Source organism: Streptococcus suis, from assembly GCA_002831545.1.
Taxonomy (GTDB): Bacteria; Bacillota; Bacilli; order Lactobacillales; family Streptococcaceae; genus Streptococcus; species Streptococcus suis_P.
In genome coordinates, this window is sequence record CP025095.1 from 2109409 (window position 1) to 2132627 (window position 23219).

Annotated in this window: 20 protein-coding genes and 2 pseudogenes; 5 read left to right on the forward strand and 17 right to left on the reverse strand. The window is 41.4% G+C overall.

Annotation, left to right across the window (positions count from 1 at the left end; genetic code table 11):
- Positions 1 to 111: 111 nt before the first annotated feature.
- Entirely contained in the window at positions 112 to 1443 is a 1332-nt protein-coding gene (gene pepC / locus CWM22_10420) for an aminopeptidase C (GenBank protein ID AUC92282.1), read from the forward strand.
- Positions 1444 to 1492: 49 nt separating this feature from the next.
- Here pepC and CWM22_10425 read toward each other — a convergent pair whose 3' ends face one another.
- The 3 genes from CWM22_10425 to CWM22_10435 are packed head-to-tail and all read right to left on the reverse strand — an operon-like array spanning position 1493 to position 3484.
- Entirely contained in the window at positions 1493 to 2194 is a 702-nt protein-coding gene (locus CWM22_10425) for a BAX inhibitor (BI)-1/YccA family protein (protein ID AUC92283.1), read from the reverse strand.
- 20 nt (positions 2195 to 2214) lie between these two features.
- Complete coding sequence (locus tag CWM22_10430; protein ID AUC92284.1) at positions 2215 to 2697, reverse strand: HAD family hydrolase; 483 nt, start codon at positions 2695 to 2697, stop codon at positions 2215 to 2217.
- 46 nt (positions 2698 to 2743) lie between these two features.
- On the reverse strand, positions 2744 to 3484 hold the full coding sequence (locus tag CWM22_10435; protein AUC92285.1) for an RNA methyltransferase: 741 nt from the start codon (positions 3482 to 3484) through the stop codon (positions 2744 to 2746).
- Positions 3485 to 3614: 130 nt separating this feature from the next.
- On the opposite strand from CWM22_10435, the gene CWM22_10440 reads away from it, so the two are divergent.
- Both CWM22_10440 and CWM22_10445 read left to right on the forward strand, forming a co-directional pair.
- Positions 3615 to 3896, forward strand: a complete 282-nt coding sequence (locus CWM22_10440) for an acylphosphatase (GenBank protein ID AUC92286.1) — start codon at positions 3615 to 3617, stop codon at positions 3894 to 3896.
- 35 nt (positions 3897 to 3931) lie between these two features.
- Positions 3932 to 4876, forward strand: a complete 945-nt coding sequence (locus CWM22_10445) for a membrane protein insertase YidC (GenBank protein AUC92287.1) — start codon at positions 3932 to 3934, stop codon at positions 4874 to 4876.
- A gap of 74 nt (positions 4877 to 4950) precedes the next feature.
- On the opposite strand, the gene CWM22_10450 is transcribed toward CWM22_10445, so the two are convergent.
- From CWM22_10450 to CWM22_10475, 6 genes are all read right to left on the reverse strand, one after another.
- The gene (locus CWM22_10450) at positions 4951 to 5433 is read right to left on the reverse strand and encodes a transcription elongation factor GreA (GenBank protein ID AUC92288.1); all 483 of its coding nucleotides are present in this window, start codon (positions 5431 to 5433) and stop codon (positions 4951 to 4953) included.
- Between the two features lie 73 nt (positions 5434 to 5506).
- A complete protein-coding gene (locus CWM22_10455; GenBank protein ID AUC92289.1) occupies positions 5507 to 7324 on the reverse strand; it encodes an endolytic transglycosylase MltG in 1818 nt (605 codons plus the stop codon).
- Between the two features lie 71 nt (positions 7325 to 7395).
- Positions 7396 to 7881 (reverse strand): N-acetyltransferase, encoded by a 486-nt coding sequence (locus CWM22_10460; GenBank protein AUC92290.1) that lies wholly within the window; start codon positions 7879 to 7881, stop codon positions 7396 to 7398.
- Positions 7882 to 7936: 55 nt separating this feature from the next.
- Entirely contained in the window at positions 7937 to 9268 is a 1332-nt protein-coding gene (locus tag CWM22_10465) for a UDP-N-acetylmuramate--L-alanine ligase (protein AUC92291.1), read from the reverse strand.
- A 1-nt stretch (position 9269) separates the two neighbouring features.
- Positions 9270 to 9932 carry a hypothetical protein gene (locus tag CWM22_10470; protein AUC92292.1) on the reverse strand — a complete coding sequence of 221 codons (663 nt, stop codon included), beginning with the start codon at positions 9930 to 9932 and terminating at the stop codon, positions 9270 to 9272.
- A 78-nt stretch (positions 9933 to 10010) separates the two neighbouring features.
- Entirely contained in the window at positions 10011 to 13103 is a 3093-nt protein-coding gene (locus CWM22_10475; GenBank protein AUC92293.1) for an RNA helicase, read from the reverse strand.
- Positions 13104 to 13324: 221 nt separating this feature from the next.
- On the opposite strand from CWM22_10475, the pseudogene CWM22_10480 reads away from it, so the two are divergent.
- Positions 13325 to 14632: pseudogene (locus tag CWM22_10480) on the forward strand (ISL3 family transposase).
- A gap of 79 nt (positions 14633 to 14711) precedes the next feature.
- Here CWM22_10480 and CWM22_10485 read toward each other — a convergent pair.
- Both CWM22_10485 and CWM22_10490 read right to left on the reverse strand, forming a co-directional pair.
- Positions 14712 to 15020, reverse strand: a pseudogene (locus CWM22_10485) (hypothetical protein).
- Position 15021: 1 nt separating this feature from the next.
- Positions 15022 to 15360, reverse strand: a complete 339-nt coding sequence (locus CWM22_10490) for an MFS transporter (protein AUC92294.1) — start codon at positions 15358 to 15360, stop codon at positions 15022 to 15024.
- A 187-nt stretch (positions 15361 to 15547) separates the two neighbouring features.
- Between CWM22_10490 and CWM22_10495 the strand changes: the two genes are divergently transcribed.
- The gene (locus CWM22_10495; GenBank protein ID AUC92295.1) at positions 15548 to 16711 is read left to right on the forward strand and encodes an IS30 family transposase; all 1164 of its coding nucleotides are present in this window, start codon (positions 15548 to 15550) and stop codon (positions 16709 to 16711) included.
- A gap of 112 nt (positions 16712 to 16823) precedes the next feature.
- On the opposite strand, the gene CWM22_10500 is transcribed toward CWM22_10495, so the two are convergent.
- The 6 genes from CWM22_10500 to CWM22_10525 form a co-directional block, all read right to left on the reverse strand.
- A protein-coding gene (locus CWM22_10500; GenBank protein ID AUC92889.1) for an IS630 family transposase occupies positions 16824 to 17859 on the reverse strand; the annotation gives its coding sequence in 2 pieces (ribosomal slippage) (positions 16824 to 17364 and positions 17363 to 17859; 1038 coding nt in all).
- Between the two features lie 543 nt (positions 17860 to 18402).
- Positions 18403 to 19713, reverse strand: coding sequence for a ribosome biogenesis GTPase Der (locus tag CWM22_10505; protein ID AUC92296.1), 1311 nt, complete (start codon positions 19711 to 19713; stop codon positions 18403 to 18405).
- 236 nt (positions 19714 to 19949) lie between these two features.
- Positions 19950 to 20663, reverse strand: coding sequence for an NADPH-dependent oxidoreductase (locus tag CWM22_10510; GenBank protein AUC92297.1), 714 nt, complete (start codon positions 20661 to 20663; stop codon positions 19950 to 19952).
- Complete coding sequence (locus CWM22_10515; protein AUC92298.1) at positions 20660 to 21559, reverse strand: primosomal protein DnaI; 900 nt, start codon at positions 21557 to 21559, stop codon at positions 20660 to 20662. Before CWM22_10515 ends, CWM22_10510 begins: the two co-directional genes overlap by 4 nt.
- Positions 21559 to 22710, reverse strand: coding sequence for a replication initiation/membrane attachment protein (locus CWM22_10520; protein AUC92299.1), 1152 nt, complete (start codon positions 22708 to 22710; stop codon positions 21559 to 21561). Before CWM22_10520 ends, CWM22_10515 begins: the two co-directional genes overlap by 1 nt.
- The gene (locus tag CWM22_10525; protein ID AUC92300.1) at positions 22697 to 23188 is read right to left on the reverse strand and encodes a transcriptional repressor NrdR; all 492 of its coding nucleotides are present in this window, start codon (positions 23186 to 23188) and stop codon (positions 22697 to 22699) included. Before CWM22_10525 ends, CWM22_10520 begins: the two co-directional genes overlap by 14 nt.
- Between the last annotated feature and the right edge of the window lie 31 nt (positions 23189 to 23219).

The following is a 23219-nucleotide window of genomic DNA, read 5'->3' on the forward strand; positions in this document are numbered from 1 at the left end:
TTCTTATTATATCACAAATATGTGAGGAACTGTAGCCTTCAACTCCACCAAATACTTGCAAAATAAATTTCTAGCGCTATAATGTGATTATCATTAAAAAAGGAGTAATATATGTCAACATTAGATTTTGATTTTACAGAACGCTTGTATGCCAACTATCTAGCTAATCCCAGCCTACAGGCAACCGAAAATGCCGTTAGCCACAACGGACTTTTGAAATCCTTAGAAACACGCCAAAGCGCCATCGACAATGACTATGTCTTTTCAATTGACTTGACCAAGGACGCTGTTTCAAACCAAAAGGCTTCTGGACGTTGCTGGATGTTTGCTGCATTAAACACCTTCCGCCACAAACTCATCTCTGACTTCAAACTGGAGAATTTTGAGCTATCACAGGCCCATACCTTCTTTTGGGATAAATATGAAAAATCCAACTGGTTCCTCGAACAAATCATTGCCACAGCTGACCAAGAAATTGGTAGTCGTAAGGTAAAATTCTTATTGGATACCCCTCAACAAGATGGCGGTCAATGGGATATGGTTGTTGCCCTATTTGAAAAATATGGTGTGGTACCGAAATCCGTCTATCCAGAATCTATCTCATCCAGTGCCAGCCGTGAGCTCAATCAGTACCTTAACAAATTGCTCCGTCAAGATGCACAAATCTTGCGGGACCTCCTTGCAAAAGGAGCTTCTCCGGAAGAGGTTCAAACACAAAAAGAAAACTTGCTTCAAGAAATTTTTAACTTCCTAGCCGTCAACCTTGGACTCCCTCCACGCAGCTTTGATTTTGCATATAGAGATAAAGACAATGTTTATCACCGCGATACAAATGTGACACCTCAGGCATTCTACGAGAAATACGTTGGTTTGAAACTATCTGACTATGTCTCCATTATCAATGCTCCTACAACTGACAAACCCTACAATAAATCTTATACAGTCGAATTGTTGGGGAACGTCGTTGGCGCCCCTGCTGTCCGCTACCTCAATGTAGAAATGAACCGTTTTAAAAAACTAGCTATTGCCCAACTCAAAGCTGGTGAGTCCGTTTGGTTTGGTTCCGATGTCGGTCAAAGCAGCAACCGTCAAACTGGTATTATGGCAACCAACACCTACGACTTCTCTTCAGGTCTGGGTATCCATTTCCATCAAGACAAGGCTGGAAGATTAGACTACTCCGAAAGCTTGATGACCCACGCTATGGTCTTAACTGGTGTTGATTTAGATGACAATGAGCTACCTCTCAAATGGAAAGTAGAAAACTCTTGGGGTGACAAGGTTGGTGACAAGGGATACTTCGTCGCATCAGATAGCTGGATGGACGAGTACACTTATCAGATTGTTGTCCGAAAAGAATTCCTCACACAAGAAGAATTAGCAGCTTATCAAGCTCAACCACAAGTCCTTGCCCCATGGGATCCAATGGGAGCTCTAGCATAACAAACGACATATAAAAAAAGAGGGCAACCCTCTTTTTTATATGTCATAATTAGTCTCTACTCAAACCACCAAAGATACGGAGTAGGTTGAGGAAGAGGTTGATGAAGTCAAGATAGAGCTGAAGCGCCATGGATACGACCCAACCTTGGCCAACATTACCACCAGTTTGTTCGAAAACATTGCGGATACGTTGGTTATCATAAGCAATCAAACCTGAGAATACCAAAACAGAAATGATAGACATCATAAAGCTTAGACCAGAGCTACGAAGGAAGATATTAACAACACTTGCAATAATAATTCCCCATAGAGCTGCACGCAATGCCTGGGCCATACCAGAAAGATCCTTCTTCGTTGTCATCCCAATCACAGCCATGATAGCAAACATAAGAGCCGCTGACACGAAGGCGAGTACAACTGTTTCGCTAGTATAGAACATCAAGATCATGCTGATGGTAATCCCATTTGTTACTGAGTAGGCAAGAAACATTGGTAGAGCCATCGGGCTATTTTTAGCTGCCATTGCTGAAGCAGAAACAACCAAGGCAATCTGACCAATCATAATCAGCATCATGATGATGGAACCTGCACTCAGCAGACTAAGCAATAAAGATTGAAAGACGGTCACAGCCAAGAAAGAAACTAAAGCTGATAGACCAATTCCCATGGCAACCACACCATAAATTTTACCGAAGAAACGGTTGAGGGCGGTATTATCCACCTGATTAATAATAAATGAATCGTTATTCATACTATTCTCCTTAAATCATCTTATTGAAAACGGAAGACCTTACGATTTTTCCACTTGTGTTGTAAGGGCAGACTCCACTCTCTCACAGCCCAATACTTATCTACACATGTCACAATCCAGGATTCCTTGTAGCGAGGAGGAGCGATTGTCGCACCAAACATATGCTTCACAATGATGTCTTCTTCTAGTTTATTGAGTTGAATGAGTTTCTGAGCATTGCGTTTAGCAATTCGTGGATGAACCCAAGCATGGCTCTTGTTGAATTTGGTATCTCTCCAATCATAGAAGAATAAATCATGCAATAGACCACCACGAGCTGTTGACTTGGCATCCCAACCAAATTTTTTCGCAATCTTATAGCTTGTATAAGAGACATTGATGGAATGTTCCAAGCGCGTGGAGTGATAATGATGAGGAATCTTCCCCAATTTTTGCACCTTGGGTGTGGCAATCAAGTGCCCCACGTAATGCATGTATTCTTTATCTTGTTTATATGCAACCATTCGTTAACCTCGTTGGAATATTATACCACACTATAGTACAATTGGCTTAAATAAAGCTAAACAATAGAATACCCGCCGCAATTGCTACATTGAGGCTTTCCGCCTGCCCTGGCATGGTAATATGGACAAGTTGATCCGCCTCATCGGCTACAAAAGTTGAAATTCCTTGACCTTCATTTCCCATGACCAAGGCAAAACTCGGATTTGGCGTAACTTCCTTATAGTCAACCGACTGACTAGAGAGGGTTGTTGCCAAGATTTGTAGCTGATTGCTTTTTAAAGCAGAAAAAATAGCAGTCATCGGCATCCGATAAACTGGCAAGTGGAAATGACTCCCTTGCATGGAACGCAGAACTTTCATATTGTAAATATCTGCCGACTTATCCGATAGAAATACTCCATCAAAACCAGCTGCATCAGCTGTACGAATCATGGTACCAACATTTCCAGGGTCCTGCACATCTTCCAGAACCAAAAATTTTCCATCTAAAGTCTCAGGTAGAAGTTGGCTCGGCAAAGCAAGTTGAGCTACTACCCCTTGCGGTGTCCGTGAGTCTGCCAAGTCCTGCATAATATCTGAACTGACAACTGTTACATTGGATAAGCCAGCAACCCGATGAACATGTTCTTCTGATACCAAGATATGTTCAATAGGTACTTTGGCTGCCAAAGCCTCCTCCAACAAATGCCAACCTTCAATCAAATAAGAAGAAGTACGGTATTTTTTCTGTTGTAATTTCTTAACCTGCTTGACCAAATGATTGGCCTTTGAGCGAATGATCTCCATGAATGCCCCTTTTTCTTTTACTGCTCAGCAACTTCAATTTTCCAACGGCTAAATCAATTATCTTGATTTTTGAACAGTCTTACCCAACCATGATATAATAAAGTAAATGTCTTGTCAAAAGGAGAAACTTATGCGAAAGGTAAAAATGATTGCATCTGGTCGTGTGCAAGGAGTCGGCTTTCGTTGGTCTGTTCAATTTTTAGCTGTGGAAATAGGCGACATCTACGGCAGAGTTTGGAATAATGATGATGGGACTGTCACCATTTTAGCTCAGTCAGATAATGCTGAGAAGCTCAGCCATTTTATCCATGAAATTCGGAAAGGGCCTTCTCGTATGGCCAAAGTTACCTATCTAGATATCACCCTAGCCAACTTCGAAGACTATAAGGATTTTCAGGTGGCGTATAGATAAAACTTGTATATTTTGAACAAAAAAAGTAAAATAGAATGTATCTTGTAAAAAAGGAATGTATCATTTTGAAAAAGAATAAACGAATTTTATTAACAGGTCTAGCCCTGTCTACGCTAGTATTTCTATCAGGATGTGTGCAGACAAAGAACGGTGTTCCTACTGGTGAAGGTTGGGTCTACAACTTCCTTGTTGCCCCAATGGGAAACCTGATTAAATTCTTCGCGGAAAACCAAGGACTCGGTTTCGGCGTTGCTATTATCATCGTGACATTGATTGTTCGTCTCTTCATCATGCCACTAGGTATTTACCAATCTTGGAAATCAACCTATCAGTCCGAGAAAATGAATTACCTCAAACCAATTTTAGGTCCAATCCAAGAACGCATGAAAAATGCAAGTTCCCAAGAAGAGCAATTAGCTGCCCAACAGGAATACTTTGCTGCTCAAAAACAATATGGTGTCAGCGTATTTGGTGGAATGGGCTGCCTTCCTATCTTGATTCAAATGCCATTCTTTACGGCACTCTTCTACGCAGCTCGTTACACGGAAGGAATCTCAGAAGCGACCTTCCTTGGCATTGACCTTGGTTCACCAAGCATCATTCTTACTGCCGTTGCTGGTGTCCTTTATTACATCCAATCTCTATTGATGCAAGTTGGTATGGATGAAGAACAGAAAAAACAAATGCGGACTGTTGCTATTATAAACCCACTGTTTATCGTTATGTTCTCCTGGTCATCTCCTGCCGGAGTTACACTATATTGGGTAGTCGGTGGATTTATCGGTCTTGTTCAACAAGCTCTTACAAACTTCATCTTGAAACCACGTATCCGTGCTAAGGTTGAAGAAGAATTTAAAAATAATCCTCCAAAACCATATAAATCAACTATCAAGGATGTAACTCCTAAAGCATCTGCTATCATCGAAGAAAAAACGTCTAAGAAATCAAACCGTAACGCCGGTAAACAACGGTCTAGATAAAACATAACAACCATCCGATCAGATGGTTGTTTTCTTATGCAAAAAAGAGAGAATCTTTCGACCCTCTCCACACCTTATTTCGTTTTTTCAACCTTCAAGATTTTTACATCATAACTACCAGCAGGTGTTTCAATTGTTGCAACATCTCCTGTTTTTTTACCAATCAAAGCATGACCAATTGGGCTTTCATTTGAAATCTTGTTTGCAAAGGCATCTGCACCTGCAGCACCAACGATATGATAGACTTCTTCCTCGGTCTCACCAACTTCTTGAACAATCACAGTCTTACCAATTGCCACTTCATCTGCAGCAACTGCATCACTGTTTACGATTTCAGCATAACGAATTTTTGTTTCGATTGTTGAGATTTGACCTTCAACAAAAGCCTGTTCATCTTTAGCTGCTTCGTACTCAGAGTTTTCTGAAAGGTCTCCGTAAGAACGAGCAATTTTAATACGTTCAACAATTTCTGGTCGACGAACTAGCTTTAGTTCCTCTAATTCTTTTTCTAATTTTTCCTTTTCTTCCAAGGTCATTGGATATGTTTTTTCTGCCATTTGTCTTTCCTTTTCTTTTATTTTTCATGAAAACAAAATTATGTGGAAAACCACATAATTTTGTTGTAAGAATTTACTCATTATTAAGATGTGCATTTACATACTTAGCAACGTTTTGGTTATGTTCATCAATATTATTTGTAAAGTAAACACTTCCAGTTGTAACATCTGCTACAAAGTAAAGATAGTCTGTCGTGTTGGCATTAATCACTGCCTCGATAGCCGAAAGGCTTGGACTATCCACTGGTCCAGGCATCAATCCTGGTGTCCAATAAATATTGTATGGTGACTCAATTGATGTATCAATCGCTGCATCTTCTGCTAGAGTTGTTTCTTGACCAAGTTTACCCTGAGCATACAAGATTGCAATATTGGATTGTAGAGGCATTGCTGCATTCAAGCGGTTAAAGAAGACACTTGCAATGTTTCGACGATCTTCATCAGTAGAACCTTCTTTTTCAACCAAAGATGCCAAGGTAAGAACTTCATTTACAGTCAAATTCTTAGCAGCAATCGTTTCATAATATGGTTGTAAACGATTATCCATCGCGACAATCATTTGCTCAACGAGCTCTTCGATAGTTGTTTCGTCGCTGTATTCATAAACCGCTGGGAAGAGGTAACCTTCCAACTGATAAATAACTCCACTATCAGCAGCTGGTAAGCTGGCAAACAATTTTGGATAAGTAGCAACCATTCGATTAATAAAATCTTGGTTGGTCACAGTAGCCATAAATTGTTCTGTGGTAAATGGTGTTTTATCATTTTTATCTTCTGTCTTGGTATTATCTGTAATAGCCTGAGCAATTTGTGTCAGTGTATACCCTTCAACAATCAAAATCTTACCTGCGGCTTCTTTTTGAGCTGTCGGAGTGCCACTTTCTTGAAGTGCTTTGGCGATGTCATCCACAGACATATTTTGTTTTAAATTATAAAAACCACTTTGGAAATTATTATAACTCTTAATTTTAGAGTAGTAATTAAAAATAGTAGCATTCTTAATCAACTTGTTATCAACTAAAATTTTACCAATTTCTAAAGTTGAAGACCCTTCTGGAATCTCTACCTGAATAGCTTCTGTAGCTTTTGCATTAACTGGTTCCAGACTAGATTTTACCCACATATAACCAGTAACACCTGTCACTAGAACCGCCACTACAATAATCGACATGATAACAGAGACAATGCGTTTCGCAGCGTTATCTTGTTTTTTACGACGTTGCTTGCTTGTTCTGTGGGTTGTTCTTCTTCGGGGTTGTGTTTCCTGCATCTGCTTGTCTACTTCTGAAACAATAGCCGTTGTCTTTGGAGCTATAATCGTTTCCTCTAGTGAGATAACCTCTGTATCACCCGTTACAGCTGATACATCTTCCGTTGGAAATTCCAAAAATGTATCTTCCAAAGAAGACTTCTCTGAAAGGACAGGCTCAACTGGTTCGGAAACCAACGAGCTTGATGGAGCCTCGTCAAATTCTACAGTATTAGCCGCCACAAGGTTTCGTAGCTCTTCCAAGTTCCTCTCCACCGTATCTTGAGGAACCGGACTTGAAATGACTTCTTTTTCAATCACAAAAGTCTCTGGAGTAGCCAAAGTTTCTGATGTTGGCTCTTCAATACTTTCCGTCATCACTTCTGATTCTTGCTGTTCTTCTGGCAAGTATGAATCAGGGAAAGCAATACCTTCTACTTTTACAATTTCAGGCTCTCTATGGAGGGCTTTTTCTTCGGCAAGACTAGGCTGGAGCTCGTTGATAATTTCGTTACGCTTATCAACAAGAACATCCGCTGATTGTTCCGCCAAACGTTTCACCTTCAATTCTTCCAAATCTCGTAAAATTTGATCGCGGAAGCTTGAAGACTGCGTGTTTTTTTCATTCGTATCCTTTGTCACGCTGTTACTCCTTTCACACAGTTACTATACATTATATCTTAAAGGCTTATGAATTGCAAGAACTTCCCTTTCTACAAGGCTTTCCAGTACATATCACTCCATATTTGTCCTCCAAATTGCGACAAGGAGGGGCCAAAGTCTTCAAACTGGTTCATTTCATAGTAGCCAATCAGATACTCCTTACAGGTCAGGGAAACTCCTTCAAATCCTCCCGCTAAAGCCACTTCTTTTATGGCTGCCAACAAAAGAGTTCCCACTCCCTGTCCCTTATAGGTATCCGCTACGGATAGACTGGCAATAGCTAGGTGACTGCCTGTCGGCATGTCACTCTCTGTCAAGTAAAAAATATCGTCTGTCACAGTCTGCGAAACAGAGGGACAGGATAATAAATATCCTGCTATTTCCCCATCGTGTTCCATTATTAAACAGGTTTTACTCAAAGCATTCAGATAAATGGCAAGAACAGACTCAGCTATCCGTTCCTCTTTAGAAAAATTGGCATTTTCAATCAAAACAACTTGTTCTAAATCCGAAGGAGTAGCAAAACGAATTTCCATAATTTTCTCCCTTATATAGCGGAAAAACAGAGGCCATAGGCCTCCGTCTTTCTTTTTATTGGACGTTATTTGTGAGATTTGACAAGAGTCTTTCGAAGGAATATTCATAGGACTGAATATCACCAGCTCCCATAAATACATATACTGCATTGTCATGGTCTAAAAGTGGTGAAGTATTTTCAACTGTAACAAGTCCACCTTTTTTGTTGATTTTAGCCGCCAAATCTTCTACCTTAACCTGACCATTGTCTGTTTCACGCGCTGAGCCATAAATTTGAGCAAGGTAAACTGCATCTGCTCCATTCAAAGCATCTGCAAACTCATCGAGAAGCGCAATGGTACGAGTGAATGTATGTGGTTGGAAGATGGCTACCAACTCCTTGCTAGGATACTTCTGACGTGCCGCATCAATGGTTGCAATGATTTCCGTTGGATGGTGAGCAAAGTCATCAATGATAACAGTATCATTGACAATTTTCTCCGTAAAGCGACGTTTGACACCTCCAAATGTCTTCAAGTGTTCTGCAACCAGTTGCAAATCAAATCCAGCAATATAAAGATTAGCAATAACAGCTGTTGCATTCATCACATTATGCTTACCAAAGGTTGGAATTTGGAATTCTCCCAACTCTTCTTCACCATGGCGAACTTTGAATTGTGAACCATTAGTAGAAGGCTTCAAGTCATAGGCAACAAAATCATTATTGTCTTCCAAGCCATAATAGTAGATTGGAGCATTTGCCGTGATACGACGAAGTTGCTCATCTTCACCAAAAACGAAGAGAGCTTTTTTTACTTGCTTCGCATAATCATTGAAAGCATTGAAAACATCCTCTAGACTAGTGAAATAATCTGGATGGTCAAAATCAATATTGGTAATGATGCTGTATTCAGGATGGTATGGGGCAAAGTGGCGTTCGTATTCATCGGATTCGAACACAAAATACTGAGCATTTGCCGAACCGCGACCAGTACCATCACCAATCAAGAAGGTAGTATCTGTGATATTGCGCATAACATGTGCCAATAATCCCGTTGTGGAGGTCTTACCATGGGCACCAGCAACACCGAGGCTCGTAAAACCTTTCATAAATTCACCTAGAAATTCATGGTAACGTTTGTAGGTATAGCCCTGGGCATCAGCATAAGCGATTTCCACATTGTTATCTGGACGAAAAGCATTACCAGCAATCAATTCAACATCTGCTGTAATATTTTTCTCATCAAACGGTAAAATCTGAATCCCAGCTTGTTCAAGCCCACGTTGTGTAAAGTAGTATTTCTCTACATCACTCCCCTGAACCTTGTGCCCCATTTGATGCAACATAAGAGCAAGTGCGCTCATACCTGATCCCTTAATTCCGATAAAATGATAGGTTTTTGTCATGTTATCCCTCTTCTATATGTGTCAAATTCAATTCTTGTGCCACTTGGCGATCTCGTTGTTGTCTGCGTTCAGGATAGTTGTAAACCTGACTCTTTCTTAAAAAGTCATACGAATTTTTCTTTATAACCTGCTCCTGTTCTCTATCTTCTTTCTTCAAAGAATAGACAGCTGGCATATCAGCGAGAATATAGTCTGTCTGACGTAGGTTGTCCGCCAAACGTGTCAACCGACCTGCCTTAGATTCAGTTGTTGAAACGACAGGAGGTTTCACCACAACTTTAGCTGGTGCTGGTTTTTCATCTCTTAAGTAGGTTGCTGATCGTTTTTTCTTCAAGTCTTCTCTAGCCTGTTCACGAGCCAACTGCCCCTGTGTTTTCACTGGAGAAGGCTTCGTTTTAGTCAGTTGCTGAAGGCGTTCCTTGCGAGAATAATGGCTTGGCTTAGCTTCAAACAGAGGAGGCAGGAGCTCATCTTCCGTTTGTGCTACTGGTTTTGCCGACGCAACTCGCTGTGAATCGGTAGACCCGCTAAATTCCTTTTCTTGATAAGGTCCCCTGATATTGCTAATCAGGTCGCTCTCATCATATAAACTCATAATTGGATTTTCTCCAACTAGTACCTCATCATCTGCGACTAGTGGAAATCTTTTTTCATGTCTAATCATAAGTCATCCTTTCGAACCCTTATTATACCATACTTAGGCCTTATTTCCTAATTCTACGCTGAGTCAACTGATTCCATATCACTCAATCCCTAAAATCTCACGAATATCCTCAACCGTCAAATTCGCTCGGCTTTCATTGCCATCAAGGACTGTTTTGACAAGGTTCTTTTTATTTTCTTGTAATTCTTGAATCTTCTCTTCGATTGTCCCTCTAGTAATCAGGCGATAGCATTCAACCTTCTCAGTCTGCCCCATGCGATGAGCCCGGCTGATAGCCTGTGCTTCCACGGCAGGATTCCACCAAAGGTCGACTAGGATGACTGTGTCTGCACCTGTCAAATTCAAGCCAACGCCACCTGCTTTCAAGGAAATGAGAAAGGCATCTCGACTTCCTGCATTGAAGGCCTGTGTCATTTCTTGGCGTTGGTTAGCAGGGGTTGAACCAGTCAAAGTATAGGATGTCATCCCAATTTCTACCAGCTGTTCTTCTATTTTTTCCAGCATATTTCTGAATTGGGAGAATATCAAGACCCTGTGTTCACCTTCTTTTAGCTGCAAGAGTAATTCTTTCAAACTATTAAGTTTGCCACTCTCACCACTAAACTCTTCCATGAAAAGGCTGGGGGTATCACAGATTTGACGTAAGCGAGTAATTCCTGATAGGATTTCTATCTTACTACGATTGATTTGAGCATCATCTGCGCCAGCTATTTGAGTCCGCATTTGTTGAAGCTGGGCTAGGTAGATGGCTTTTTGTTCATCTGTTAGTTCATTAAGTACATTGACTTCTATCAAATCAGGCAATTCCTGAAGAACGTCTTCCTTATGACGTCTGAGAACGAAGGGTTGAATGGTCCGCGCAATGTCCTTGGCTGCTAATTTACCGAAGTCTTGTTTACCTGGCAATAAACCTGGTAAGACAATTTGGAAAATGGACCAGAGTTCCGTCAAATGGTTTTCAATCGGCGTACCTGAGAGGGCAAAGCAATTCCCAACCTCAAACTCACGCAGTAGCTGTGCAATCTTAGATTGGGCATTCTTCATGACCTGCGCCTCATCTAAAATGAGGTAGTCAAAGCGTTCCTGTCTATAGAGTGCAACATCCTGTCTGAAGGATGGATAGGAGGTAACTAAGACTTGGTGACCATTGGCAATGATCTCTTCACGCTGTTCCTTGTTTCCATGGACAACAGCCACATCTAAATTTGGAGCAAACCGCTTGCACTCATCTAACCAGTTATAAATCAAGCTAGACGGTGCCAATATTAAAACTTTGGAATCTTTTGTCATCCGACTGGACAGAAAGGCGATCGTTTGCAAGGTCTTTCCAAGCCCCATGTCGTCAGCTAAAATTCCACCAAAACCATACGTATCCAGCATAGTCAACCACTTAAGCCCTGTCTGCTGATAATCCCTAAGCGACGTTGTTACTTCCACAGCAGGAAGCGGGAACAAATCTGGCTGAGCTAGATAGCTTGCCATTTCCTCAAATTCCTTGGAGAAACTGACTTGGTTGAATTGTGACAAGGATTGAGCCAATTGGTAACCGGCAAGAGCATGGACTTGTACCTGCCCTTCCTTACCATGACGGGCCCGCAGATAGATTAGGGTTTGACTGATTTTCTTGGTTTCCTCATCAAAAACAAATACCTTACCGCTCGGGCTAGTATAGTGGTCCTCTTGATTCAGCAAGGCTGTAATCGCCTGATCGATTTCAGATTGTTCAATACCTGATAAGTCAAACGAAATATCCAAAAGTGAGCCGTTACGCACAATTTCTAATTGAGGTTTGGCTTCAATATATAAAGCCTGGAGCCTTTCTGCTAGATGAACCTGCCCCATTTTTTGTAATATAGGCAATTGTTGTTGGAAAAATGGATAGAGCTCCTGCTGACTAAGAGCCGCTCTCTGGGCATGATATGTCCCCCTAAAGCCAGCTAAACGAATAGCCTGATAGACCCTATCCAAATGTTGGAAATGGCTGGCAAAAGGCAGGAGAGCCAAATCCTCTTCACTCCTTACCTTACGTCCATCAAAATCCAAAACCAATTGGAGTGATAAACTTTCATTTGCCTCCATCTGAATATGAAATTCTGGCTTGAAATCATGAATGATGAAGCGTTTAGGTGCCTTAACAGTCCCAATTGTCTGCAAATCCAGCAAGCTTAAAGCCAGACGATTTTGGTCAGGGAAATCCACCTGCACTTTTCTCAAACCTGATTCGGTTGGAACAAGTTCTGAAATTTGGTAAATCAGATGTTCTTGATGGCGATTGACACTATAAACCGTGCCATTTACTAAGAGATAGCGCCCATGAAAAAGAGGTCGGACTGTTTTTTCATGAATAACCATTTCAATCATCTGCGTGTGAACGGTCACCTCAAAATGATAGAGCCCTTCCTCACCTGTCAACGGAAGAACCATCAAGGAGGAATAGGACTGCTGTTGATAGGAAAAGTTAAAATGTTCTAGCTGATTTAACAGCTCCAACCCCTCCTCAAAATAGGCTTGTGGCAGACGAAAATATCGTCCAAAATGAGTAAGAATATCCGAATCTATACCAACTTTCTCTGGTACCAAGGCCCAGAGAAAATCCAGGAGAGCCTGACTTGGTTCATCAAAATTTTCATAAGTAACTTGCTCATAATAATTTTTACCTATCTGATAGTGACCGTTGGCTTTCACAATGCGCAAAAAAGCTCCGATGTCCCGCACAATGTACGAACGTGTATCTGGCAAGCGGGTAATTTTCAAGGTCCAATCTATCTGACGATCATAGGGCAATAAGCTCCCCTCAACTGATAACTGATACTTAAGCCCCAGTTCAGGTTCTGGCCGCAAAATCTCATCTAAAAAGAGACCGCCAAAATAAGTCCGACGGACGGTTTCCTTATGTTGTTCACCATCTTCTTTCAAAGACTGCTTCATATCCTTGCCTGAGGCATCATTTTTTAAAAAATACTCCGTGGCAGCTAGGTGTTGACAGTAGCCCTTACTTTGAAATAACTGGCAACTACACTGTAAATCGCTATCTACATCGCCGTAAGTAAAGCGCTCACCAGCAATATCCAGTACCATCTTTCCATTCTCACTATGAAGAACAGTCAGTTTTCCAGCCTCGTACAAATCAATTCCTTCTTGGCGAATCCGCCCTGGCATCATGCGACCCATTCTAACTCCTTTATCCTTCAACCAATCATCAGCTCTTCTGTAAAATATATAAATATTATCTTTTCATTATAGCATATTTTCAATTTGAATTGTTTAAAGGCTCTATAATTTCTGTAGTGGGTAAATCCACTGTAGAGATTATGGAGCCTTTTTGAGTATATACAAAAAGTCCCATATGACCTATAATGAAAAGCAACCACACTCACATTAGAAAGACTCATATGGAACAACTTTATCATACCACAGAACTAATTGGAATCAAAGACAAAAACATCAAAATTCTCTTCATTTTGAAACATCAGACCCATCTAGAAATCAGGGCAAAGCTAGATTACGACAGCCCTGGTTATCCTCATTGCCAAGGAAAGTGTATCAAGTACGACTTTCAAAAGTCGTCAAAGATTCCGATTTTGAATTGTCAGGGCCTTCCGACCCTCCTCTTGCTTAAGAAACGGCGGTTTCAATGCAAATCTTGCCAAAAAGTGACTGTAGCTGAGACAACTCTAGTCAAGAAAAACTGTCAGATTTCCCTACCTATTTGGGAGAAAGTGACACAACTCCATACAGAAAACATGACCAATATAGCCATCGCTAGGAGATTACATATCTCCGTATCGGTCGTCCAGAGGAAACTGGCTCAGTTTCAATTTGAGCATGATTTTACGAAATTACCAAAAGTCTTGAGCTGGGATGAATTTAGTCGGAACAAGGGAAAACTCGCCTTTATTGCTCAGAATTTTGAGACGAGATCGATTGTGACCATTCTTGACAACAACCGCCAAACCACCATCAAGAACTATTTCTACAAGTATCCTAGGGCAGTCAGAGAAACTGTCGAGGTCGTGACCATGCTATGTTTAGACCATACTCCAAATTGGCTATCCCCTTCGCTCTCCTATCTCTAGGCTCAGGCTGAAACAGTCTATTCCCAGACTGTTTCACTCCCAAGAGCTAAAATTGTCCTTGATAGATTTCACATTATACAACACCTGAGCCGTGCTATGATGACGACTAGAATTGATATTATGAAGACTTTCGATACGCGTTCCCTACCTTATCGATCCATGAAAAATCACTGGCGTATTCTCCAAAAAGATAGTCGAAAACTGTCTCGAAATCGCTTCTATTCCCGCACTTTTGGGCAAACAGTAACACCGAGAGAGGTTGTCCAGAAGACATTGGATTTCTCAAATGAATTGAAATTCTATTACGAACTCTACCAGATCCTTCTCTTCCATTTCCAAGAGATGAACTCGAAATATTTCTTCGAGCTTCTAGAAGACAATTTGGATCTTGTCAATCCTGCCTTTAAAACTGTTTTTAAAACTTTTCTAAAGTATAAAACGTACATCACGAACGCCATGGAGCTTCCATATTCCAACGCTAAGCTGGAAGCGACCAATAAACTCATCAAAGACATCAAGAGGCAAGCGTTCGGCTTTAGGAACTTTACGAACTTTAAAACCAAGATATATATTGCTTTGAACATCAAAAATGAGAGAACGAATTTCGTCCTCTCTAGGTGTTAGCTTTTCGTCTACCCACTACAGTTGACAATGAGCCTGTTTAAATAGGTATCAAAAAACACCAGCTGGTAAACTGGTGTCTCTAATGAATAGCTAAATAATAAATCGTTGCTTGCCACATTTTCAAGATTGTTTTTCCGCTTTTCCAAAGCCAAAATAGGGCAAATAGCAGGAAAACAACTGCCACTACTACGTTAATCAAGCCTTTTCCATCCAAGAAAAACTTGAAAAAGAAGACGGTCACACAAGTGAGCAAGGCAAGGAGTAAGACATGAATCAGAACTCCCAACCAGCCCAGTCAATAGCGAATTCCAAAGGGAGGGTGTTTCTTTTCATCGAAGTCTGCTAGACCAGTCAAAAACTCAACTAGCAACTCACCAAAAAATTCCATACTAGCTTACCTTTCTTAGCTGTCGGTAATATTTGGTTCGTCGAATCATCATCTTGATAGCCTTAAAGGAAAGTAAGGTTAGCATACTAGCCACGAATAGACAAAAAAGGAATATCACAACCAATGGCTGTTTATACTGATGATAGACCATAATTGAACCGCCAGTAAAGGCGATAAAATAGGATGCCAAAGTCACAAAATTGAGCCAAATGAAAGCCACCAGTCCCAGCCAATACCGAAGACCGAAAGGTTTATACTGACTGTCTTCATAAAATACAAGAAAAAATGATGAAAAAGAAAGCAATATCAAAAAAGAACGCCAAATCGGAACCGCTACCATACCAACACCTCCAAGTCCATTCTAGCATATTTACGAATAATTGCAAAGAGGGAGTGGGACAGAACTCGCAAATTGTTAAAAGAGGCTAAATTCCCAAAGTAAGTTCTAGTCTGTCTTAAAAACTGGAAATTAGACTGAGACAAGGAAATAAGGTAGAACTTACTTTGGGACAAGTTGGTAACTGACAATGAAAAACAAACACTTAACTCTCTCTGATCGCAATGATATTCAAATAGGAATTGAACAACTTAAGCCCTTCTCAGCTATCGCTGTTAAGCTAGGAAAAGACCCGTCCACAATCTCAAAAGAAGTTCGGAGAAATAGGGTGATAAATGAGAACTCTAGTACCTCCAATTGTGAGGCCTGCCCTTTACTCAAAAAGGCTCCATACGTTTGTAATGCCTGTCCGAAAAAGAGAAACAACTGCGGATACCAGAAACAGTTCTACTACGCAAAAAGAGCTCAGCTTGATTATGAAGCTAAGCTCTCAGACTCGAGAACAGGTGTTGCACTAAACAAGGACGAATTCTATCGCATGGATGAGATTGTTTCTGCTGCCATCCAAAAGGGGCAACACCTCAACCACATCATCGCCTCAAACGAACTTTCGGCATCCAGAGCTTCTATCTACCGATACCTTGAAAAAGGCTATCTGTCCACAAAGCCCATTGATTTCCCCCGTGTCGTGAAATTCAGAAAGCGGAGAACCAGAAACCTACAACCCATTCCTAAAACTGCCAAAGAAGGACGGTCTTACGAGGACTTCCAACGCTTTCTCATAGAGAAAGGAAGCAGCTATTGGCTGGAAATGGACACCGTTACTGGACGGATCGGCGGAAAGGTACTTCTCACATTTAACCTCTCCTTCTGTAACTTTATCTTCGCTCGATTACTTGATAATAAAACAGCTAATGAGGTCGCTAAACATCTCTACGTTATCAAGAACGATCTGCATCAGAATGAGATGGACTTCTGCGAACTATTCCCTGTCATTCTGACCGATAATGGTGGTGAATTCGCTAGAGTGGACGACATCGAAATGGATGTTCGTGGAGAATCTAAGCTATTCTTCTGTGACCCCAATCGTTCTGACCAGAAAGGGAGAATTGAGAAGAATCACACACTTATCAGAGACATTCTTCCTAAAGGAAGTTCGTTTGATAACTTGACACAGGAGGACATCAACCTGGTTTGTTCGCATGTCAACAGCGTCAAACGAGCTTCTTTCAACGGAAAATCCGCCTATGAACTCTTTACATTTACCTACGGTGAGGAATTGGCAACGCTTTTGGGAATCTCTAAAATTGACCCTGAGAACGTCATCCAATCACCTCGATTACTAGATAAGTAATTGCTAGTTTTTATTAAAAAATAATTTCAAAATAGAAAGGAACTTGTCCCATCCAAAATTCCAGATAGCTAGAACTTACTTTAATACTCAACAAAAATCAAAAGCAAACCAGTCAAGTGTTTTTAAACCATTGTCTACTAACAATTGGTTTTAAAATAGACCAATCTAACTCTCGTATTACTTCTTGAAGCTTGTTTATCACATCGTCTAGTGTTTTAAAAGCTTTATTCTTAAACCCTCTCTTTCGAATCTCAGCCCAAACTTGTTCAATTGGATTCATTTCAGGAGTATAGGGAGGAATAAACTCAAAACCAATATTATGTGGTTTCTCTAAGGTACTTGATTTATGCCAAACGGCATTGTCCATCACTAATAAAATATAATCGTCAGGATAAGCTTCAGATAGTTGTTTGAGAAAAACATTCATCCAATCTGTATTACAGCCCCCAGCGATAATGAAGAAGGACTCTCCTGTATGGGCATCAACAGCACCATAGCAATAGCGATACTCACGAATATAGTGACTATGTACATGCGGTCTCACCCCTTTTGGTGCCCAGGCCTTCCCAATTTTACTGATCCGACCGAAACCCGCCTCATCTTGATACATTAGCCTGACTTTATGATAGCGACGACTATTCTTGAAGCGCTTTCCTGTTTTCGTGAATGAAGATTTTATTTTTAGACGCTAGAATCGTTTCGGCGTCTGCTTTTTTAGGGTGTTCTGGTCTTGGCGTCACTTTGCGCCAACCATGGCGTTTAAGAATGGCATAGAATCCTTCCTTGGTCGTAGGGTGTCCAACCCGTTTCTGATAAGCTTCATAGAGAGAGTTTATCGTCACAAATTCGCCATTTAGTGAGGCTGTTAACTGTTCTTTTAGAAACGCTTCCTCTTCTTGAAGGGTTAAATATTGACGGTTCCGTCCACCTCGCGTTTCTCTTACTAGAGCTGAAATCCCCTCAAGTTCGTACTTGCGCTGTAAGGACCAGATTGTATACTTTGAATAGCCGATGAGGTTAGTGATTTCCTTATAGCTAAGACCTTCTGCTCTGAACAAGATAACTTGAAGTCGTCTATGAAATGGAGAATAGGTTTTATCTTTCAAATAAGTTTTTAATTCTTTCGTTTGTTCGATAGTAAGTTTCATAAATCTATTATAGGTTAGTTTTTGTTTTTTGAATAGTATAAGACGTCTCAGAGCCAGTAACTTTAGTGTACTCTTTTTTTCAACATTTTCAACCCTAAAACTCACTATTATCAACATTTTTAGTCAAAAACAGAACTTAGTCTGAGACTAAATTCTGTTGATGTTATGCAGTTGTCTCAGTGTAACTTCTAGAAGGACGGGAACTAGAACTTACTTTGAGAATTTACCATTGTTAAAAGAGTTCGTCAACAAGTCCTTATTTCTAGTTGTTGAGCTGAAATAGTCTATCCCCAGACTGTTTCACTCCCACCCCCGCACAGCTCAAAAGGTTCAGTGAACCTTTTGAGGTTGGAAATAGAGCGAACTTTGTTCGCAACAGTCGTAATGGTCAGATTTGGAGTGTAAAACACGAATTGCTGAGATTTGCTTCGCAAATACTATCTCCAACCTTTAACAGTCCACTGGACTGTTAAACCCAATCAACCACTGCGCTGAGATGTTGACCCGAACTCTGAGAAGCGTGGCTGGACTTTTTGCCCAGCCTTACTTCCGTTTCCGTGCGATCAGATGAATCGGTGTCCCTTCAAATACAAAGGCCTTGCGGATTTGATTTTCCAAGAAACGCATATAGGAGAAGTGCATGAGCTCTTCTTCGTTGACAAAGACCACAAAGGTCGGTGGTTTAGTCGCAACCTGAGTCGCGTAGAAAATCTTGAGACGTTTGCCCTTGTCGGTCGGCGTCGGGTTAATAGCAATGGCGTCCATGATAACATCGTTGAGAACAGCCGATGGAATACGGGTATTCTGACTTTCACTGATAGCCTTGATCATCTCAGGCAACTTATGCAAGCGTTGTTTGGTCAAGGCTGACACAAAGATAATCGGTGCGTAAGACAAGTATTGGAACTGGTCACGAATATCGTCTTCCCACTGCTTCATGGTATGGTTGTCTTTTTCAAGCGTGTCCCACTTGTTGACTACGATAATCATCCCCTTACCAGCTTCATGGGCAAAACCTGCGATGCGTTTGTCATACTCACGGATACCTTCTTCGGCATTGATAACCATCAATATGACATCTGAGCGTTCAATGGCACGCATGGCACGCATGACAGAGTATTTCTCCGTATTCTCATAGACCTTACCAGACTTGCGCATTCCTGCAGTGTCAATCATAGTAAACTCTTGACCTTCAGGGTCTGTAAAGTGCGTATCAATAGCATCACGAGTCGTTCCAGCAACAGGCGACGCAATCACGCGCTCTTCACCCAAAATAGCGTTAATCAAACTGGATTTACCAACGTTTGGACGACCAATCAAGCTGAACTTGATAATATCTGGATTTTCTTCTGCTTCCTGAGCTGGTAGGTTTTCAATGATAGCGTCCAAGACATCCCCTGTTCCGATACCGTGTACAGAAGATACTGGATAAGGATCTCCAAGACCGAGTGAATAGAAATCGTAGATGTCATTCCGCATTTCAGGGTTATCGACTTTATTGACAACCAAAATAACTGGTTTGTTTGTCTTATAAAGGATACGCGATACATACTCGTCAGCATCCGTCACACCTTCTTTGCCTGATACAACAAAGACGATAACGTCTGCTTCATCCATAGCAATCTCAGCCTGATGCTTGATTTGTTCCATGAAAGGTGCATCCACATCATCAATACCGCCTGTATCAATCAGGGAAAACTTACGGTTGAGCCACTCACCAGTAGCATAAATACGGTCGCGGGTCACACCTTCCACGTCTTCTACGATAGAAATACGTTCCCCCGCAATACGGTTAAATAGTGTTGATTTACCAACGTTGGGACGGCCAACGATGGCGATAGTTGGTAGAGCCATAGCTCCTCCTCTTCTAATATAGTCGTTTTCGTTTATCTTTTATTACGTCGACGCATGAGGAAACTTCGTTTCCCTATTTCCAACTTCAAATAATGTCATCATTATTTGAACTCGCTTTGCCGTACTCCAGTACTGTCTGCAGCTTTTGATGTGAACTTGGTTCACTTTATCTCCAATCTCAAACTGTCTCCCAGACAGTTTGAGCGAGTACTAAAAGCAAATAAAAAGACTATAACTTACAATAGTTTATTTTTTTCTAATACAGCCCTCGTTTCAGGCTGCTCTGGCTGACCAAACTGGGCAACCATACGCTCAGACCAGGTTTCTGTCTGACGAGCTCCAGCATAGTCTGTCTGAACTTGGTCGTAGGCTTGGATTACTTCCACGCCTTGCTCCACATATTCTTCCTGAAAGACAATGGTTTCACTTGCCAAACGTGGTTTAACAGGATGTTTTTGGGCTGGTCGACCCAGGGCAATGCAGAAAATTGGATAGGTATAATCTGGCAAGTTGAACAGCTCTGCTATTGCCAAGGCCTTATGGCGAATCATACCGATAAATACGCCACCGTAACCTAAGCTTTCCGCTGCCAAGAGGGCGTTTTGCTCTGCTAGGCTCGCATCAACAGAAGAAATCAGGAGATTCTCTGTTCCTTTGGCATCAAAGTCTGAACCATGGAGTTGAGCCGCCTTGCTGGCACGATTATGGTCGCCCACAAAAACCAGAATAGCCTGAGCCTGTAAAATAGCTGGCTGAGGCACCAGGTCATAGAGAGCCTGTTTTTTCTCCTCCGATTGCACCACAATGATGGAATAAGACTGGAAATTCTTCCAGCTAGACGCAGCTCGCCCAGCTGATATAATAGCTTGCAAATGTTCCGCCTCAATGGGCTCTTCCGTAAAACGACGGACGGAAGTATGGTTCAGCATCAAATCAATGGTTTCATTCATCGGCGGTTATTTCCTTTCAAATGCAAATCGCGAGCCAGATAGCGAATCCGCTCCATTACCCGTTTGGCCTGCCAGGTCTCATCACCAGACTTACCAGAGGCGAAATGACGCTCCAAATCATCAAAGGAGAAATTGGAGGTAAAGAAGGTCGGCAGATTTTCCTGCATGCGGTATTGAAGAATGACCTGCAGCACATCGTCACGTACCCAAGGACTATGTTGCTCCGCTCCGATGTCATCTAGCACCAAGACCTGAGCCATCTTGATTTCATCAATTCGCTCCTTGACAGAACCATCTTTGATGGCATTTTTTATGTCTACCACAAAGGTTGGATAATGAAGCATAGTGGTTGATTGAAGATGAGTCTTAGACAAGAGATTGGCTAAATAAGCCATCAAATAACTTTTTCCAATACCGAAATTGCCATAGATGTAGAGGCCTTTTGGTTTTTCCTCAAATCGTTTGACAAAATCTGCAATAGCCAGCATGACTTCCACACGATTTTCATCACTCTTATCAATATCCGCCACTGTTACATTCTTCAAACTCGCAGGCATATTGATGAGCTGGATACGGTTCTTGATAGCTTCCAAACGACGGTATTCGACCAATTCTTCTGTCTCAAGATAAGAAACATCCGCATAGCCCTCATTCATGACTAAAACCGGTTGATAGCCTTTTGCAATATAAGTCTCATCCTGCTTGACAAAGAGGTCGCGCTGACTGATATATTCCAAAAACTTGGAAATGGAGAGTGTGATTTCCTGCTGGGTCAAACCTTCTTTTTTGATAAAAGCAGCGACTTCAGGATCACTCACTATCTCCTGATAGAGTTGCTGATAAGATTTTGGACTTGGATTGGTTGTTTGCGACAACCTGTCTTGAACTGATTTCATCAGCTACCTCCTTTGTTTTCCATTTCTTCTAATTCACGATAAAGAGCCGCCAGCTTGGCTTGACCTTCCTGCGTTTGTCCTTGCTGAACCTCTTCCTTACTCCACTCAGGCACATTGCTTTTCTGTGGCTGGCTAGACTTGGTAACAACTTGACCCGTCTTCAACTCTCTTAGGTAAAGAACAGCTGCCTCTGCACTGCCAATTCCCTTGTAGGAAAAATCATTGCCCAGCTTCATAGCGTATTTTTCATTTAGATTGGCTGAGTCGACCTTATTAAAGGTATAGAGAACCAAGACATTGATAACTTCGTCAAGCAGACCCAAATTGGCCAAATCCGTCAAGCATTTTCGTTCTGTTGCGGTCACTGCTGCCTTCCGTTGCTCCTTGATAAAGGACAGGAAGGTTAGGCTGGATTTTGATTTCGCTTCACGAACAATGGCTTGTTCTTGGGCAGTGAGATTGGTGCTTTCTGTTGGCAATGACTGACGTGACTGCTGCAAGCGTTTGGTCGAGATCGTCTGTCCAATAGCTGTTGCTTTAGCCTGCCGATAGGTTTCCAACCAGGTCCACCCTGCCTGCTCTGCTATGTAACTAAGCGCAATAATATCCTCAGCTTCATCCTGAAAAAGAAGCTTATCTTTAGCCATTAATGCCTTGAAGGCAGACCAGTCAAAATCATGTTTCGGTTCAAAAACAACTGGAGCCTGCCCATCCATGGTAAAGACCTGAGAAAATGTTTTTGAAATATTTTGTTCTTGATTGGGTTGGTGAACAAGCAGATTCTCCATACTTGACTCCCCAATCTTCCTTGCCAACAAGTTCTTATACAAGGGTTTCGCTAGAAAACTTTTTACGGTCAGAGGGGCTTGTAGCGCCAAACCTGTTAATTCATCTGCACGATAGAGTTCTAGGAGCCTCATGGCAGTCAGAACATCCAGAGCCTTCTCCAAACGATTCATTCCAAAATCCATGTGATTGAGAATGACAGTCCATTTGTAACGTCCTTGCCCTTGATCGGCAAAACTATAAAAGTAATAATAAAGCGCTAATGCATCAAAACCGATAATCGGCTGGTAGCATTGGCTAAGACTGACAATATCAGGTGTAAACGGGCTGATTTTTATATAGGCAAATAAATCATTTGGTTTCATCTTTTTTTTCCGGTTTTACCTTACTTCCTTTGGAAATCATCTGTTTAAGCAAATTTTCTAGCTCTCCAACATCTTTGAAAGAACGATAAACCGATGCAAAACGCACATAGGTGATTTCATCCAATTCGACCAATTCTTCCATTACCAAATTCCCAATGACATCGGATTCTATTTCACTATCACCTTGTGCTCGAACCTTCTGTTCAATCCGATTCACCACTTCATCAATATCATCGGTTGACACAGGGCGCTTTTGAGCAGAACGAATAATCCCATTGAAAATCTTTTCACGTGAAAACTGCTCTCTAGTTCCGTCTTTTTTCACAACGACTAGAGTTTTCTCTTCAATCCGTTCATAGGTGGTAAAACGTTGACCACATTGGTCGCAGGAACGACGACGACGGATGGTATTGCCATCTTCAGCCTGACGACTATCAATGACACTTGATTTCAAACTCTGACATTTTGGACAACGCATACTCTTTCTCCTACATAAACTTTATCACTTC